The organism is Levilactobacillus cerevisiae, from assembly GCF_003946245.1.
In the GTDB taxonomy this organism is placed as follows: domain Bacteria; phylum Bacillota; class Bacilli; order Lactobacillales; family Lactobacillaceae; genus Levilactobacillus; species Levilactobacillus cerevisiae.
Map to the genome: position 1 here is coordinate 61,164 of NZ_RHNN01000016.1, position 17,803 is coordinate 78,966.

The following is a 17,803-nucleotide window of genomic DNA, read 5'->3' on the forward strand; positions in this document are numbered from 1 at the left end:
ATGATGTGTTTCCTTTATTCGTGACGCTTGGCATGAATGCCCAACCCTAAGATACCAACAGCTAAGGCAATTCCTGCCGCAACCAGGCTGGCGCTGCTGCGTTCACTGGTTTGGGGCAACGTGGTCTTGGCTGTATTGACCATACTGTTCTTGGCCGTAACCTGCTGGTGACGCACATTGGCCAATGCCTTAGGAGCGACAACATTCACAGCCTGACCCTTAGACTTGGTAACTGATTTGGTCGCAGGACTAGCCTGTCCCACCGTGGCTTTGAGAACCCCAACCTTCTGACCAGCCTTTTTCGTGGACGTTGGTTTTTGCGTTGTAATTTGGGCACCGTCCCCACCCGTAATTGGCTGGGCAGACTTGCCGGTCACAACCTGATCAGCCCCGCCGTCATTAATCACCGTCGTCTCCGGTGTGCTAGGCGTCCCGGTCGGCGTCTCAGGAGTCGTGGTCGTAGTCGTCCCGGTACCAGAACCGGTGGCGGGCACGACTGCATCCTTACCGTTAGTCACGGTGAAGGTCAGCGAAACGTTGTAGGCGTGGGTCTTTGTATTCCAAATACCCAGCGTGTAAGTGCCATCCGGCGTATCGTCGGCGGCCACAATCTTAAAGCCAACTGGATTGTCTGGATCCGGTGCAACCGTAAAGTACAAATCACCGGGCGTCCCCAGGTCGTAAGCAACCATGGGATCGGTCAAATCAATCTGACCATCGGCACCAATGACCCCAGAAATGACGTCGGTAATGGGATCAAACGAACGAACCGTGGGCGTGATGGTATAGTTTTTACCAGTAACCGTTTGGTACAGAATATTTCCAGATACACCTCGATTTTGCAGGCCAACCGTCAGATTATTGTTGTCAACATCGGCGTATCCCGTGTAGCTCGCCATATCTGCTGGCAGGCTGGTCAGTTGATTATGGTCAACTTGTAAAAAGGTGAGGCTCGGCAGCGTGGCCATGCTTGGCAAGACGCCCGTCAGTTGGTTATCATTTAATTCCAGCGACGTGACATTAGGCAAAGTCCCCAGGTTGGCGAGGTCACCCGTCAATTGGTTGCTCTGCAACTGTAACCATTTCAGGTCCGCGTATTGCGAAAAGTTTGGCACCCCGCCCGTCAGGCCGTACCCCGACACCGTGATGTATTGCAAAGCGTGGTTATTGGCAAAATTGCTAAAGAAATCATCGATATTCTCGCCTTCAGTAGGGACACCCTGCCGATTTTTAAGATTCAAGGTCGTTAAGTTTGGGGCAAAGGAAAAATCGATCATTGCGGAGGCTGGCAGATAACGATAATAATCGAAATTCGTCAGTTTGGTGAAGTATTGTAGGCCCTCGAGACTTTGGATGGGACCAGCATAAGTGGCGGTTGGATGGCCAATCGTGTAGCCATAGCCATCATACAACGTTGTTAGGCTCCCAGCGTAGTCGGCCAAGTTCGCGTCAGTCACCGTCTTTCCCGAATTATTCAGATAGCCTTCGATCCAACTTCGTAAATTGGCATCGGGCATCCAAACTGAAGCATCGACACCAGCGATACTAGGTGTTCCTGAACGAAGTAGCGATGCGGCCGGTGCAAACTGCGGTTTGACTTTGAGCGTAGTTGCCTGTTCGCCATCAGACTTGTCATCCCCGGTCGGTGGGGTAACTGGGTTCGCTACTACTTGACCCTGTTGTTCAGTGCCATCCGGCTTTTCAGCAGCGGGTGCTGGCTTGCCCGCTGGCTTTTCATCCCCGCTATTTGTAGGGGCCGGCGTGTCCGCTTGCGGTGCTGGCTGACTCACTTTGTCGTCCGACTGCACACCATTCCCCGAATCAGCAGCGTTGTTGCCAGCTGAGGTATCGCTTGAAGACTCATCTTTCACATCATTTCCGGAATTGTCGCCAGATTTCTGGTTACTGCCGTCTTGACTAGCGGCCGGTGTATCTGGTTGTGCCGCTAACGTCTTCTTAGGTGTCACCACCGTGGATACCTGCTGTGCATCGCTAGTCCCCGTTGCGTCAGCCTGCGCCGTTGTGGTTGCTCCAGCCATGCCTAGCCCGAGTCCCAATACCGTGATACAAGCGAAAACCCAGTGTTTGCCTGCCTTATAGCTCTTATAGTGTTCCTTAGACTCTACCGTAACGTTTCGCATGATGGCTTCCTCCTCGTGAAAGTGTGTACTGCATTCGCCCTAGTCCGTGTTTGTTTTCGTTACACATTATTAAATCTGGATAACTTTTCTACACCTACATTGTAGTCTGATTAACAAGAAAAGCAACCATGATTGTTAATCGTAAAAACCAATTATCCTAGCCGTACGTTTTCATTACATTTTTTTATTTTGAATGCCGTAGTTCCTATTTCGTCAACGGTTTTACTTAAGCTGAGGCAAATCTGTTTTGACTTAAAACTTGCGTTTATTAAACCAAATCTGGGCAAATGTCTGTTTAACGTTGCGACAGTCAACGGTCGAGAGATAAGACCCCCTATGTGCTATTTTCCCATACAGTAAAAACGCCCCTACAAAGATTCTAGGAGCGTTCCATTAGTTTTAATGATTCCGCTGACGGCGCCACCAAACAATTGGCCAGCCCAACAGGCTCACAATACCCGTCACCAGCATCACAACTAACCAATCCTCTGTGACCCGTGAAGCACGTGGCCGATTGGGCTTGGACCCAGGGGCTACTGCCTGTGCATTGGCCCGGCCCACAGTAGTCGAACTCTCTGCGGCTTCCAAGCGAACTGGTGCTGGCTTGATATTCTGATTAACTTTCTGGGTACGATCGCTAGTCGTGGCAACCCGTCCTTGGATAGAATAACCCGTGTGCACCGGACGGCCTGCTGTAGCTGGTTTTGTTGGCCGCTGATTGGTCGGTTCAGTTTCCAGTTCATCCGGGTCGTCTTCTATCAAATTATCATCTGAACCAGGCGCTAGTTTGCTCGTTTCAGATTCGCTAGAATTAGGGGATTCTGGATGCGGGGTCACCCCTTCTCCTGAGTCGACTCCGTTCGGCGTGGGTGCCGGTAACGTGCCACCTGGTCGGGCACCCGCTACCGCCAGCTTTTGGTAAACGTAGGTCACTTCAATTTTCTCACGACTGTATTTCCCGCTGGCGTTGCTGGGTGGCGTGGTGACGGTATAGCCCGGGATTTCCTTGGCAACCGTTTGATAGGATTGACCCACCTCGCCTGCTGGCAGGCTATCATCCTCGTGTATTTTTTTGCCAGACTGGTCCACGTAATGGACGGTAATCGCTTCAGCGGGCGCCACCATCGTATAAGGTTGAATGAGATACCACCCGATTTTGGTGTCACTGGTCTGGCCGACGTAATCATCTGTATAACCGTCGCAAATCAGGTAGTACCGATCCGGCAACGGTTGCTGGTACGGTTCAAGGTCCGTTGTCCCACCAGGCTCTTGCAGCCGAATATGGTTAAATTGGAGGTCGCCCCAGGCATCACCGGTCCCCATCACGGTTCCCTCGTCGTCATTGACGTCGACACCACTTTCATACCGGTAAAAATCAAAGTCTGCGGTCTCAGGGTGAAACCCTAGTGTCTGATTGATATATTGCATGGGTGACCAAAGCGCTACCTCTTGATTATCAATGAATTTGAAAGGTGTCTTAATCCAAGCTGACCGTTGCTTAGAATCCACCCTAATCGGTGGTAAGATGACGAATTGTTTGGAAATCTCTAAAGTCTCAAACTTTCGTCCCTGTAGCCAAGAAAAGTCCGCAATTCGATTTTTATCTAAGTAAAGCGTGGTTAAGTTCTTGAGATCCGCTAGCGGTGAAATATCTTGAATCCGATTACCTCTTAAATTTAACCAAGTCAGTTTCTTCAATTTTTTTAACGGCGTTAAGTCTACCAGGTCCCCGTTCAACTGATACCCCGGATAGTTCAGGCCACCACTCTCCAAAGCTAATGTGGTCAGATTCACAGCATATTCAAGTCCCTGGATTGAAAAGGGCGTCTTCCCATCGATGTAGGTCGTTATCCCATTAGCATTGTCATCCCCATTGACATACAATTCCGTCAGCCGCAGCATATCCTTTTGCGTAATATCGGCCACGGACGACCAGGTCTTATGATCATCCTGATAGGTGTGCTGCAACCGGTACAGGACGACTTCCTGCAATGCATGATTCGGTAGCCACTGATCAATCGCTTCTGCGGTGTACACTGGCTCGTTTTGCACAGTCGTTGGCTCAACCGTCTGGGGGTGCGTTGGTTGGACAGCAGTCGTTGGCTGTGACTCGTCTTCTGGTTGACCCGCAACGGGCACGGTATTCAGCCGTACTTGTCGGCTACCAACTTCAGGTATTTCAGTAACGTCCTCGAAACGGGAGCCGGTGGACGTGTCCTCGCCGGCTTCCACGCTGTCAGCGTCTGCGGTATTGGTCACCGCAACCCTATCAGTTACCTCACCCGCCCGATTCGTTGACTGATTAGTCGTTGGTTCTTCATCGTTCACCGCAGCGACTGCATGAGCCGCACGACTTTCCGTTGCGTCCTCAATTTCTTCTGCCGTTTCAGCTCGTACCGGTTGAACAGCCGTCACCCCGATTGCATTCTCCGTAGTGTCTGCCTCTGCATTGACACTCCAGCCTAACCCCGTCACCGCAACCGCCGTCGAAAGCCACCGTTTTCCGCGATGGTAAATGACCAGCTCTTTGACCTGAACCCTTTCCGCCAAACGTTCCCCTCCTCAATCTTGCTTATTCCCTCAGTGCCGCTTATTCTTCCGTTCACGTCCCAGGCCCAGTAATGCCAAAAGTAGCCCAATACCGCCGATGAGGCCATAGTAGTCCGCTGCCTCATTGGTCCGTGGCAGGGTTGTCTTTTTCCGCGGCGGCAACGGCAATTCTACTGGTCCGCTAGCCGGCTTAGATGCAGGACCAATCGGCGTTGGCACCTTATCGCTCAAACCGGCAATCACCATATTGATTGCCGGTAATGGCACCTTGGTCATCTGGCCGGGTTGGTCCGGCTGAGTGACGACCCGGTCTGGTTGCTCACCCGGCTCAATCGGTGCCGGTTCCTTTTCTATCGGTTCCACCGGCTTGGTTGGCACCGTAGTCACTGGTTGGGTCACACCTGGCCGGACCTTTTCCGGCGACTGCCGCCGATAAACGTAGGTCACTGTGATGGGTTCGGTGGTGTAGGTGCCCGCAGCATTCGTCGGCGCTGGCGTCAACAAGGTGTAGCCTTTGATGGCACGGGCCCATTTTCCCGTGTTGTACGGGTCACCCACTTGTCCCGCCGGTAAAGTTTCTGGTGGCGCGATTGTCTGGCCCTTTTCATCTTGATACTGAACGGTAATTTGCCCAGCCTGTTGGCCCATGATGTATGGCTGAATGACGTAGAGCTCAATGCTTGAGTCCTCCGATTTCACGGTTCCATCCTCGACGTACTCCTGGGCCACTAAGTAATAATATTCAGGTGATGGGAGCTGATACTCTTCCAGCGGTTGTTTATCCCCTGGTTTCTGATCTGGGATATTCGTAAAGACCACACTACCTTCCGGCGCACCCGGAACATCCTCTGCCAGCAATACGTCTTCGTTCTCCAGATTATGAAGCGCAACGTAGTCAAATTCATTTTCATCGTAGTGATACCCCACATCCAGTTCAAAAAAGTTGCCGGGCGTGTACAGCAACGGCACCGTCCCATCGGGTAAAACATACGGAGACGTCATGGTGTGTTCCCGTTTACTTACCGCTTCAGCGGGGTCAATTTTAATGGCCGGCAAAATCAGGTACTGATCGCCAATGGTCAATTGCCAAAGTTTCAAGTTCTTCAGTGGTGAAAAATCTGTAATCTGATTGAACGTCAAAAAGACGTCAAATAACTTCGTCAATCCCTTCAACGGCGCAATACTTTTGATTCGATTGTTATCCAGGATAACCGATTCTAATTTCGGCATTTTGGCCAGTGGTGAGATATCCACGACATCGCCAAACATACGGAAAGGTGGGTTGTTAACCATCCCGCCGCCTAAAGAAATCGCCCGCATGTTGACCGCAAATTCTAAACCCGCTAAGGAGAATTCAGTGTGGCCATCAATGTACGTACTCAAGCCACTCGATTCAGTATTACCCGTAATATGTAAGCCCTCCAACCGCGCCATGTCATCCTGAGTAATCTCTGCCGGTGACGCCCACGTTTTGTGATCCGGCTGACGATCCTTGCCAAGCTGAATCCAGACGGCCTGCTGCAGTGTCTTATTTGGCATCCACTGATCGATTGTCCCTGGCGTGGCTGACGCTGCTTGTGGTGTCTGGCTTGGCTCAGCAGTCGTGACCGGTGGCGTTGTTGGCTGCACTACTGTGGGTTGCACTACCGTTGTGGGCTGAACAGCAGTCCCTGGTTGACTCGATTCAACGGCCTCACGTACCGTTGCCCGACGTACTTGGTGTTGCGGCTTACGCTGTTGTGACTGGGACTGCACCGGCTCGGACTGTACTGGAACCAAGGGCACATCCTGAACAGACGAACGCACCTCCGTCTCACCCTCGGCAACCTGGTCATTTGCATTTTCTTGAGTCCCAACAATATTCTGTGGATCCGAATGCTCTGGCGATGGCACGTCCGCTTCAGGTGTTTCCGCCTCGGCAACTGGCACCCGTCTGGTAGTCACCGGCTTCACCACATCTGCCGCTGCCGACACTGCGGAATTAAATTGCCAACTCACCCCAATCAACGCTAATGCCGCAAACAACCAGTATCTTTCCCACCGCTGTTCGTGGTGAACCAGTGGTGCCTTTCCCTGTGTCCCCATTCAGTTTCCCCTCATTTCGTCACTCGCCGTCGCCTGGCCAGAAATAATTAATCTAATAGTTGTCAAGTCCCACCATTTCGATAGTGATTATTATACGGCCTTAGATGGCAAAAAGCTACTATAATGTTAATTATTAATATTATGTTCAGTTGTGACACCAATTGTCGACTTAGCCGTTCTTGGCGTATAACAAAAAGCCCTGAGATTGTTCACATCAGGGCTAACTATTGGCTTATTTCTCCTGTTTGCGGCGTTTACCAAGCCAACCACCAATCGCGGTCAGGCTCAGCAGTGCCACACCCCACCAGGCCGACGTCCGGTGCTCGTCAGTCTGTGGCAGTGTCGTTGCGGTGGTGGTGTCCGCTTGCGACTGAGGTTGGCCGGAAGTGGTTGCTGCAGCACTCCCCAACGGACTCACCGTTGCGCCAGCACCACCTTCATTTGTCGCTGTGGTCACCGACACGCTGGGTTTCTCGCCGTTAGGACTGACCGTGTCCGGGTCTTCTCCATTGCCGCCCGTAATTTCATCGCCACCACCGCCCGTTTCCGATTTCGCGTAAACGTAGGTGATGGTGCCATCCGTGTCGCCAAAGGTTCCGTTGGCATTTTCCGGCGTTGTCACTAGTGTGTAGCTGTCGATTTCCAAGGCTGACGTCGTGTAGGTCGTTCCTGGCTTGCCGCTGATGGCCTTGCTAGGGGCCAGCTGAGTGCCGTCCGCCAACTGGTAATAGACCGTCATCGTCACATCGGCTGTCGGCGTCACCACGGGCGGTGTGACAGTTCCGCCACCGTCCTTCTTGTAGACGTAGGTCACCGTAATGGCCTCAGTTCCGTACTGGCCACTGGCATTTTCTGGGGTCGTTTTTAACGTGTAGCCGGTGATGGCCAGTGGCGTGGTCGTGTAGTCCTCGCCAATCATCCCCGTTGGCAGGATCAGGTCGTCCGCCAACGCCTTGCCCTGCTCATCCTGATACTTCACGGTCACGGCCGCCGCTTCCTCAGTGATGTCGTATCCTTGCGCGACCGCAAACAAATAGCTACCGAACGAGTCTGAGCCCTGTGCACGTCCCGTCAGGTAATAGTTATTCGTCTGCGGCTCAACCGTCACGTTAGGATATTCCGTGATTCCCGGAATCTGGTCCTTGAGCTCGGTATAGTTTAGCCCGCCTTGACCGTCGCTAACCCCGGTCCCACCGGTAAAGTAGAACCGGTAAGTGAAGGCACCATTGTTGTAAAAGACGGGATCACCGATTCGTTCGGCCACCGGTTCCAGTTGAATCACATCGCCGTCGATGGTGATAAATTGCATCTGCAAATGAGCCGTTCGCGCCGTGGCACTGACTTTGATTGGATCCAGCACAATCATCTGACTGCCCGCATGAAATTTAGTGTACCCAATTCCCTTCAGCTGTGAAAAATCACGAATCCGGTTGAATGCCAGATATAAGTTTTTCAGGCCGGTCAAGTTGGCTAACGGTGTGACATCCGTGATCCTGTTGTGTTGCAAATCTAACGTCTCTAATTTGGTCAGCCCAGCCAGCGGCGTCACGTCAGCGATATCGCCGTAGTAAGCGCCTGGTGAGCCGTCCAAGTTACCACCCATGGCCAACCAGGTGAGGTTGGTCGCAAATTCCAAGCCATCGAGCGCAAATGCCGTCTTGCCATCAATGTAAGTCCCGGCACCGCTTTGGACTGATAACGTCTTCAACAAGGCCATGTCGTCTTGCGTGATGTCAGCGGCGCTATTCCAAGTTTGCCCGGGGTTTTGCGCCTTCAAACTTTTCAGGACAGCCTGTTGCAAAACGGTATTGGGCATCCAGTCGTCAATCGTGGTGGCCCGCTGTTGATGGGCCAATTTAACCGTCGTCGGTTTCGCAACCTCGGCCTTGACCAATTTAACGGCCTTCAGCTTGGTGTCCGCTCCGGTCTTGGTCTGCGTCTTCGGCGTGACCGTAGCCGAAATTGGCTTGGCCGTAGTGGTCGTGGCGGTTGTCTGGTTGTCGTCCACATCCGTTGTATCTGTGGTTGTGTCCGTGTCCGTCTGCGTGTCTCCAGCTTGGTCCTGATCAGTTGTGTCAGTTGTTACTGAATCCTTTGTGACATCGCTTTCATTTTGAGTGTCAGCGGCTTCTTCTATTTCTGTTGGTGCGGTGGTGTCTGGATGACCGTCAACGTCTGTCGTCGTGAGCGTCACGTCTGTTTCCTGATGGGCGTTGCTGGCGGTAGTGACTTCGCTAGTTGGTGAAGTGGCGTCGGTCGTGGCGGTGTCCGCATGAGCACCGACCGGGTTTGCGGCGAGTATGAACGTTGCTGTCACAATTCCCGCAAAGACCCAGTGCCGACCGCGCTTGTACATTTTCACCCGGTGAGTTGGTTCAACCGTCTTAAGCACATTAATCCTCCTCAAAATCTGTTGGCATCATTGTCGTTGGTAACAGTGGTGTAACGAAATGGGTTGTTAGTGTGTTGGTTGGTCATCCTTAACCACCACTAGTATAACCGGTTATCGGGTGAAAAGCTAGGACATATTAAAAGATTAATAGTGTCGTTCACGTACGCAGTTTGTTTGGGTAGAACTGATTTTACTGGCGAATAAAAAGAGTGTGGGACAGAAGGCGGTTAGCTGGTGAGCATTAAGGCTGATAGCCGAATAATCCTGGGCTTGGATTGTTTGGCTATCAGTTTTAAGCGGAGCCAGGTGCCTTTTGTCCCACGTTTCAGCAATATAGAGTTGGAGAGCCAAAAAGAGTCTGGGGTTTTGTCCCAGACTCTCTGCGAATCAATTTATAAAATTAACCCTAGTTCTTCCGCCGCTTGTAGCCGACCAGACCGAGGAGGGCACCGAGAACGGCGATCCCCCAGAGTGGTGAGGTTTGCGTGTCGTTGGTCTGGGGCAACGTAGCTTTAGCAGTTGCCGGCTCTGGCACAATGGCTGGTTCACCAGTCTTTGCCGCTAAGTTGACAGTGGCCGCTGAGCCACCTTTAGTGGCAACCGGTGTCTGCTTACCGCCAGTAACCGTATCGGCCTGGCCACTCTTCTGGACCTTCTTAGCGGGCGTCTTCTTGGCAGGGTTGACGCTCGGCTTCGTCGGCGTGGTTGGCTTAACGACAACCTTGTCGCCATCACCGCCAGTCTTGGCGTAGACATAGGTCACGGTGAAGTCACTATCACCTAGCGTCCCGCTGGCGTTGCTTGGCGTGGTGACCAGCTTGTAGCCGGCTGGCACATTCGCCGCCGGGCTGGTCGTGTAGGCATCGCCGGCCTTACCAGTGACCGTCACATCCGGCGCCACCGTGGTCCCGTCCGCCGTTTGATAGTGGACGGTGACCGTGATGGTCTGGGTTGGCGTGACGACTGGTGGGATGACCGTGTTATCTTTGCTATAAACATAAATGACATCAATTGGGTCAGTACCATAAGTTCCAGTAGCATTTGCCGGAGTCTCTTTTAACGTGTACCCCTTGATAACCAATGGCTCCGTGGTATAGGTCTCACCAACCATGCCTGGATCTAGCACTTTATCGGTCGTAATTGCTTTACCAGCTGTGTCTTGGTAATGAACCGTAACCGTTTGCGCGTCCTCACCAATTGTGTATGGCGTGTAATCAGAAAAATATTGAATTCCAATCGAATCGAAGTAAACTTGTGACAAGTAATATTTATATGGCAGTTGCGTTGTTGTATAGCCCTTAAAGAGCGGTACCGATGACCCCGGCATGACTTGGTCCTGAATACCAGTGTAAACGATATTACCGTTACCATCATTCGTGCCTACGCCAGCAGGTTCAAAACTGTAAACTGATGTCAACGTATCGTCCATCCATGCATAGCCTTTATTTGAGGTCGTCGTGTTAGGGAAATTTTGGGGCCACTTAATGGTAATTGGCGTTGTGTAGGTCCGTGTCATTCCACTGACAACCACGGGATCATTTAGAATCAACTGGTGGTCAAAGCTTATCCCACCGGTATACTGCGCATAGTTTAAGGATGAAAAATCCGAAACGTAATTATAAGGCATTTGCAGAGTTGTCAGGTTCTTCAAACCAGCAAGCGGCGTAACATCCGTGATTCTATTCGAGGCTAACTGCAGGAAAGTCAGTTTCGTCAGGCCCGCCAGTTGGGAAATGTCAGTGATATCGCCATTATATTTTCCCTCGCCAATTGCTGGGCCCCAGTAATTTACCACCGTCGTCCCGGGGATAAGATTCATAGTCCCTTTCAAGTCCAGGTAAGTTAAGTTGGTAGCGTATTGTAGCCCTTCAAGTGAAAATGACGACTTCCCATCAATGTACGTGGTCGTCAAGGTTGCCTGAGTGCCAAAGTGATACAACAGCGCCATATCTGCCTGTGTAATATCACTGACACTGCTCCAAGTTCTGCCAGACGCCGCAATTAATGGATTGCTTAGCGTATTCGTAGCCGTTAAGGTTTTGAAAACCGCTTGCTGGAGAGCCTTGTTTGGCATCCATTCATCAATTGATTGATCTGCCTGAACAACAGCTTTCACAGGTGTTGCCACAACAGCAGCTTCTGGCTGGGCAGTTGGTGCAACAGATCTTAGCCTTGAAATCGCCGCCCTATTTGTTATCTTCGTGTCAATTGTTGTGACTGCCTTAGCAGCGATTTCCTTTACCGGTTTGACTACCGTAGTCGGCTTTTCGACCGGTTTCTGTGGTGTTGATACTACTGACTGATCTGACTTTGGAGTCTCAGGTGTATTTCCGACAGCCGGTGTCTCGACTTCGTTCTGTGACGGTTGTTGTTCAGTTGGCTTTATTGCCTCAGAATCATTTGTATCAGGGACCTCCGAAGACGTCTCAGTAGTCGATTTACCAACTGATTTCTCAGTGGCTGCTCCTGACTTCAACGGCACCTGTTGCTTCTGTGATTCGCTTGACCCACTTACCTGCTGACTAGAGCTCGTCGAATCATCAACGGTATCAGCATAAGCCGTCTCAGTTCCCACGGCTGTCACCATGAAGAAACTTGTCAAAATTCCAGCAAAAATCCAGGTTTTGCCCTTCTTGTACATTTTGTAATGTTCGGTTTCACCGCAACGCTTAAACATCGTACTCACTCCCTAAGTATTCATTCGCGTAACTAATTTGTGAACCAAGATTGACTCCCTGATTAGCAGCCCTTCAACAACCGGTTACTTCTCCTTCTTAAATTTAATACCAACGAGTCCGAGGATAGTTCCCAATACCGCTAACCCCCAGAGTGGTGAAGTTGTAGTTTCATTGGTCTGCGGTAACGTGGTTTTAGAAGCCACGGCCGTTGGCACAACTGCCGGTTCGCCAGTCTTTGCCGCTAAATTGACAGTGGCCGCTGAGCCACCTTTAGTGGCAACCGGTGTCTGCTTAACGCCAGTAACCGTATCGGCCTGCCCACTCTTCTGGACCTTCTTAGCGGGCGTCTTCTTGGCAGGCTTGACACTCGGTTTAGTCGTTGGTTTCGTCGGCGTAGTTGGCTTAACCACAACCTTGTCGCCATCACCGCCAGTCTTGGCGTAAACGTAGATCACGGTGAAATCGCTGTCGCCTAACGTCCCACTGGCGTTGCTTGGCGTGGTGACCAGCTTGTAGCCGGCCGGCACATTCGCCGCTGGGCTGGTCGTGTAGGCATCGCCGACCTTGCCAGTGACCGTCACGTCTGGCGCCACTGCGGTCCCATCCGCCGTTTGATAGTGGACTGTGACCGTAATGGTTTGGGTTGGCGTGACGACTGGTGGGGTGACCGTGCTGTTCTTGGTGTAAACGAAGGTCACCTCAGCTGGTGTGGCCGCGTAAGTCCCTTGTGCATCCCCTTGCGTTGCCTTGTAGGTGTACCCGGTAATGTCTGGATGCGCAATGTCATACGCCGTGCCCACTTTACCCGAACTTACGGTGTCTGGCTTAATCGTGGCACCGGTTTCATCTTGATAATGAACGGTAACTGAAGACGTGGCTTCTTTGTAAACGAAGGTGACCGTCTGAGCGTTGTCGGAGAATGTTCCGGTGGCGTTGGCTGGTGTGGCTGGTTCATAGCCAGTGATTGTTGGTGCATCAATGCTATAAGTGTTCCCAACGACACCGTTAACAGTACTATCAGCTTGTAAGGCCTTTCCTTGTTCATCAACATAATGAACCGTAACTGGAGCCGCATCGTTACCAATCATATAGGGTTGAACCACCGTGATGAAGTTCTCTCCATCAGCCTTGAGATACTTTCCAACCATGTAGTAAACCAGCTGATTGGGTACAATTGGTATGCCTTCAAATTCAGTCAGGTTTTGGTAACCATTGTTAACTAAATTCGTAAACGTTAAGCCGCCATTATTATCTGAAACCCCATCACCACCTCTTAAATACATCGAGTATATCTCTGTCGTAGGTGTCTCGTAATAGTTCTCAATAAACGTTCCCGGGTTGCCTTCAACTAATTGCGCTAATGTGCCACCTGGTAAATAAGCCTTGAACGGCATATCAGCAGTTCTAGACACATTTGAAACGTATACGAGCGGAAGTACTGCTAATTGATTTTGATAGGTAAATCCCTCCGTGTACTGACTCGGAGTTAACGAAGAAAAGTCTGAGATCTTATTATAATGGAGTTGTAAAAAAGTGATATTTTTAAGATTGGCGATTGGAGAAATGTCTGAAACTGAATTGAAGCTTAGGTCTAAGTAGGTCAGCTTAGTTAATCCAGATAGTGGCGAAATATCAGTGATTCCGCCGTAAATTGGACCCTCACCACGTTGTGGAAGACCCATCAAAGTCAATCTGCTTAAATTTGTCGCGTATTGCAAGCCTTCCAAAGAATATGGCGTGCTATCATCGATCCAAGTTGTCTCTTTATTAGTCAACCCGGTTAGGTACAGCATGTCTGATTGCGTAATATCACTAGCACTCGCCCACGTTTTGCCCTCAGGCGAAATATTATTTAAAGTTCTTAAAACCTCAGCCTGCAACTTCGTATTCGGCATCCACTGGTCAATCGACTCCTCAGCCTCAGCAACCGGTTGGGCCACCGTAACAGCTGGTGTCGCTGGCAGTTCAGCGCGGAGGAGGTTACTTCTTGACGCCACGTTTTTCTTTCGCTTCGGCAAGACCAACTTATTTACCTTTTTGATCACGCTGCCATTGCCGGTAGTCTGTTCGTCCGGTGTAACCTGCTTTGCGGCTGGTTGTTGCGTGGGCGTTTTAGGCGTCGTCACTGGTGCTGGGCTCTGAGAATCTGTGACTGGCTTAGGGTCAGTCGCTGGCTTTTCCTGCGTCTCGTTATTTTCAGCAGCCTTCGTGTCCGGTGTTGCCGTATCAGTGCTGTCTTTAGCCGGCGTGACTTTATCCGTCGCCGGCGTCCCAGTTGTGGCGTCCTTGGTACCATCGTTATCAGTCGCGCCTGTCGTTGACGGTGCTGGCGTCTCACCCGGCGTCAGCGTCACTTCTTTGGCTGATGCCGCGGCATCCCCGATTGTGGTTTCACTCGCAGCCGGCGTCTCACCGGCCACCGTATCAGCATGCGCCGTCTGGCCACCAAAAGCCCCTAAAGCCAACGTTGCCGTCACGATTCCAGCAAAAATCCAAGTCTTCCCTTTTTTATACATTTTGTAATGTTCCTTGGTATTCATCGTATTAAACATAAATAACACCCCTCGAAAACTTGTTATTGTGGTTTACTCACCGCATGAGTATTTGTTGCTCCACCCGTTTATTCACCTAAACGGTATATGCCCTTTACAAATATTATTATAGCCGCTTTGTACGGGGAAATCTACCCGATAGGCAAAACGATTCATCACCGAATATATTTTAATTGCTAATAAATACCGTTATCTAGTTCGTGAATGATTTCCTTTATCTTCGGTGCTCATTGCATGTAAGACGATTTAACCATTTCACAAGAGCTGCTAAATTTCAGCCAAAAATACTTATGTTACAAATTTAAAATTATGTCGACACCCGCAACTTCCACCGAGGATGACTCAGCCACCAACGCGCCAGCTTTTGAAAGAATCCGTGCCAACTAATCCGCCTAACTGGGCGAGTCGCCAGGAACGTGCTACACTGACAGCAAATTCACCACAAGGAGGTTGATTCTATGTTGAGTGATGCGCATTGTCATTTAGACGGGAGTGCTGAACTAGCCGCACTACAACGTGATGAACATATTTTAGCGATTATCAATTGTCAGTCTCCCGCCGAGTGGGCCACCAACCTGGCCCTCGTGGGTGACCAGCAACCCTTGAGCTTTGGCATTCACCCCTGGCAAGCCACCACGTTACGGTGGGCCGAGGTCACGCCGTACTTAGCCGACGCGAAAATCATTGGTGAAATTGGGATGGATAGTGTTTGGACCGACGTCAACCTCCTGGAGCAGGCGCGCTTATTCGAGGCCCAATTGCGCTACGCTCACGACCACCGCAAGCCGGTTATCCTGCATACCAAGGGCTGTGAACGCGCGGTCCTGACTAAGATTCAAAAATACCCCAACCGCTACCTGGTTCACTGGTACGCCTCACCTGAATATCAGTTAGATTATATTCGCCTGGATTGTTACTTCACGATTGGCCCCGACGTGTTGACCGACCCGGCCGTCACCCAACTGGCCAAGACCGTCCCCCTGAACCGGCTTCTGATTGAAACGGACGGGCTGGAGGCGGTGACTTGGGCCCAACACCGACCAGTCCAAGTTGCCGATTATCCCAGCATTTTGAAACAGAGTCTGCGGGTCGTGGCCAACCTGCGGGGAATGGCGCCGGTGGACTTGGAGGCCGTTGTGTACGAGAACCTCACCCGTTTCTTGAGTTAATTTCATCTCGTCGCCAAATAGACGCAGCCCCAATTTGCGGGTCGCGTCTATTTATGGTACGAAAAAAGCGACCAGGTCTCCCCAGCCGCCGTGTGCTCGATCATCTTAATCCATTATTTTTTAAGCGTTGCTTTTACCTATTTATTACATTTGCGATTGCGTCGTTCCGGCCGAATTGCCAGTGAACTAGCGAATCGCTTTAGTACGTAATCCAGTATTGCAGGCCGGAAGCTAAGATCCCACCGACCAGTGGACCACACATTGGTACCCAGGCATAGCCCCATTCAGCGGGTCCCTTGTGAGGGATCGGCAAAATGGTGTAGGCCAGACGCGGACCCCAGTCACGGGCAGGGTTCAAAGCGAATCCCGTCGTAGAACCTAAGCCCATACCAACGACCATGATAACCAGCCCAACCATAAATGGCTTTAAGCCGGCCGTGAAGTTCCCCAAGTTCAAGAGAATGAAGACGAAAGCCCAAGTAGCAATCGTTTCAGAGAGGAAGTTGAACACGGGATTCTTGATAGCGGGCTTCGTGGAGAAGATGCCCACGTGGTTGCCGCTAGCTTCGTCGGGAGAATCTTTGAAATGAGGATAATAATGAATAGCAACAATTGCTGCCCCAACGAAAGCGCCCAAGAATTGTCCCAACAGGTACGGTACAACGTCCGCCCATGGGAAGTAACCAAACATTGCGAAACCAATCGTAACGGCTGGGTTTAAATGTCCTTGTGAGCCCAATAAACCGGCTACGTAGACCCCCATCGTTACTGCCATCCCCCAAGCCACGCAGACGTAGGTCCAATTAGCACCCTTCGCGTACGACTTGTTCAGATTGACACTTGCCATGGTGCCGACCCCTAACAAAATCAAAATTAGGGTTCCGAAAAACTCACCAATAAAGCCACTCATAAAATAACACCCTCCTCTTAATATGTAATGGATTAATACGAGCTAGGAACAGTCTACCACAATCTGTAAGGATTGTAGATACTGAAATGGCAACGGTTACAGATTAAGCACTTAATCTGAGAATTTGGTGTGAATTCTGTCAAAGTTTGTTACCGCAACTAACCCCCGGCCAGCCACAACTTAGGTCTACATTTTGGCGACTAGTTCTCCTGAACTTTTTGAACAATTAGAGCCTGATGACAGCTAGTCCCGTCATTGTCATCCAACCCTTGTAATATTACTAGCTGGCGCAGAACGGTAATCGCAATGATGTTGGGTCGTAACCATTTTGTAACTCCCGAGGGTTATCTTAGTACTTGTAGCAACAAGCGATTAGCAAATGACATATGAGGGATGGATATTAAAATGAAGACTCTACAAAAAGTTAGTTTCGCCGTGGCCTTTGCCGCAGCCTTAGTACCCGCACTGAGCCAGACCACCGCTCATGCCAACAGCACCAATACGATTGTCAGCACCAGTAGCATGACCGATACCGCTTACACGCGGAAGAGCGCTACCGGCTGGACTTACAACCTGGGCGGCACCGCTAGCGACATGACCTTTGGCGCCAAGACCCACTACCTTAAAAATTATCCGAACACCACTTGGCATGCCACGCAGAAGCGTTACATTACCAAGAAGGACGGCGTGAAGTACCTCTACTACTACGTCACCAACAGTAACAAGACCGCTTCCGGCTGGATCTGGCACGGCTACCTGCAAAAGAAGAGCTACGCCCACACCAGTTCCAGTAGCACCAGCACAACCGGTTCCGGTACTTACAGCGCAATCTACAGCGAAGCCAAGTCCTTGCTGGGCAAGCCTTACGTGTACGGTGCGAATGGCCCGAGCTCATTTGACTGCTCCGGCTTTACCAAGTACGTCTACAGCAAGGCCATTGGCCAAACGCTTCCCCGGACGGCGCAATCACAATACGATACTTACACGCACGTGAGTTCCGCAAACGCCAAGGCCGGCGACCTGATTTTCTTCGGGACCAGCAAGAATAACATTACCCACGTGGGGATCTACAAGGGTAGCAACACCATGATCGATGCCCAACTCCGCGGTGTCGTGAACGAAGCCACCAACGTTTCTTGGTGGCATACGGTGGGCTACTCGCGTCCGGCCACTTTGAGCTAGGATGCCTGATTGTTACCCTAAATATTATTTTTCCAAAGTCTGTGGCCCCGTGCCACGGACTTTTTATGGTTCTATGTCAACTGTTGTTGGTAATTCCATTTATAAAATTGTCTAATCCTTTGAGATTAGGCAATTTTTTTTGAG

9 protein-coding genes are annotated in these 17,803 nt (G+C 50.9%); 2 read left to right on the forward strand and 7 right to left on the reverse strand.

From position 1 onward, the window contains the following. Window positions 1-14: 14 nt before the first annotated feature. From EKM99_RS09195 to EKM99_RS09220, 6 genes are all read right to left on the reverse strand, one after another. The gene (locus EKM99_RS09195; RefSeq protein WP_125583074.1) at window positions 15-2,141 is read right to left on the reverse strand and encodes a KxYKxGKxW signal peptide domain-containing protein; all 2,127 of its coding nucleotides are present in this window, start codon (window positions 2,139-2,141) and stop codon (window positions 15-17) included. A 399-nt stretch (window positions 2,142-2,540) separates the two neighbouring features. Continuing rightward, window positions 2,541-4,691, reverse strand: a complete 2,151-nt coding sequence (locus EKM99_RS09200) for a MucBP domain-containing protein (protein WP_125583076.1) — start codon at window positions 4,689-4,691, stop codon at window positions 2,541-2,543. A gap of 30 nt (window positions 4,692-4,721) precedes the next feature. After that, a complete protein-coding gene (locus tag EKM99_RS09205; RefSeq protein WP_125583078.1) occupies window positions 4,722-6,776 on the reverse strand; it encodes a MucBP domain-containing protein in 2,055 nt (684 codons plus the stop codon). Between the two features lie 232 nt (window positions 6,777-7,008). After that, window positions 7,009-9,168 carry a MucBP domain-containing protein gene (locus EKM99_RS09210; RefSeq protein ID WP_125583080.1) on the reverse strand — a complete coding sequence of 720 codons (2,160 nt, stop codon included), beginning with the start codon at window positions 9,166-9,168 and terminating at the stop codon, window positions 7,009-7,011. A gap of 406 nt (window positions 9,169-9,574) precedes the next feature. Further along, entirely contained in the window at window positions 9,575-11,845 is a 2,271-nt protein-coding gene (locus EKM99_RS09215) for a MucBP domain-containing protein (RefSeq protein WP_125583083.1), read from the reverse strand. Window positions 11,846-11,929: 84 nt separating this feature from the next. Continuing rightward, window positions 11,930-14,398 carry a MucBP domain-containing protein gene (locus EKM99_RS09220; RefSeq protein ID WP_125583085.1) on the reverse strand — a complete coding sequence of 823 codons (2,469 nt, stop codon included), beginning with the start codon at window positions 14,396-14,398 and terminating at the stop codon, window positions 11,930-11,932. Between the two features lie 458 nt (window positions 14,399-14,856). Between EKM99_RS09220 and EKM99_RS09225 the strand changes: the two genes are divergently transcribed. After that, window positions 14,857-15,567 (forward strand): TatD family hydrolase, encoded by a 711-nt coding sequence (locus tag EKM99_RS09225; RefSeq protein WP_125583087.1) that lies wholly within the window; start codon window positions 14,857-14,859, stop codon window positions 15,565-15,567. Window positions 15,568-15,766: 199 nt separating this feature from the next. On the opposite strand, the gene EKM99_RS09230 is transcribed toward EKM99_RS09225, so the two are convergent. Next, window positions 15,767-16,477 carry an MIP/aquaporin family protein gene (locus tag EKM99_RS09230; RefSeq protein ID WP_125583089.1) on the reverse strand — a complete coding sequence of 237 codons (711 nt, stop codon included), beginning with the start codon at window positions 16,475-16,477 and terminating at the stop codon, window positions 15,767-15,769. A gap of 405 nt (window positions 16,478-16,882) precedes the next feature. On the opposite strand from EKM99_RS09230, the gene EKM99_RS09235 reads away from it, so the two are divergent. Further along, window positions 16,883-17,659 (forward strand): C40 family peptidase, encoded by a 777-nt coding sequence (locus tag EKM99_RS09235; RefSeq protein ID WP_125583092.1) that lies wholly within the window; start codon window positions 16,883-16,885, stop codon window positions 17,657-17,659. The last annotated feature ends 144 nt before the right edge of the window (window positions 17,660-17,803 follow it).

Bases quoted from the DNA above. Each gene is read 5' to 3' on its own strand.
- EKM99_RS09230 (WP_125583089.1), bottom strand. From the start codon at position 16,477: ATGAGTGGCTTTATTGGTGAGTTTTTCGGAACCCTAATTTTGATTTTG.
- EKM99_RS09215 (WP_125583083.1), bottom strand. From the start codon at position 11,845: ATGTTTAAGCGTTGCGGTGAAACCGAACATTACAAAATGTACAAGAAG.
- EKM99_RS09205 (WP_125583078.1), bottom strand. From the start codon at position 6,776: ATGGGGACACAGGGAAAGGCACCACTGGTTCACCACGAACAGCGGTGG.
- EKM99_RS09220 (WP_125583085.1), bottom strand. From the start codon at position 14,398: ATGTTTAATACGATGAATACCAAGGAACATTACAAAATGTATAAAAAA.
- EKM99_RS09195 (WP_125583074.1), bottom strand. From the start codon at position 2,141: ATGCGAAACGTTACGGTAGAGTCTAAGGAACACTATAAGAGCTATAAG.
- EKM99_RS09225 (WP_125583087.1), top strand. From the start codon at position 14,857: ATGTTGAGTGATGCGCATTGTCATTTAGACGGGAGTGCTGAACTAGCC.
- EKM99_RS09235 (WP_125583092.1), top strand. From the start codon at position 16,883: ATGAAGACTCTACAAAAAGTTAGTTTCGCCGTGGCCTTTGCCGCAGCC.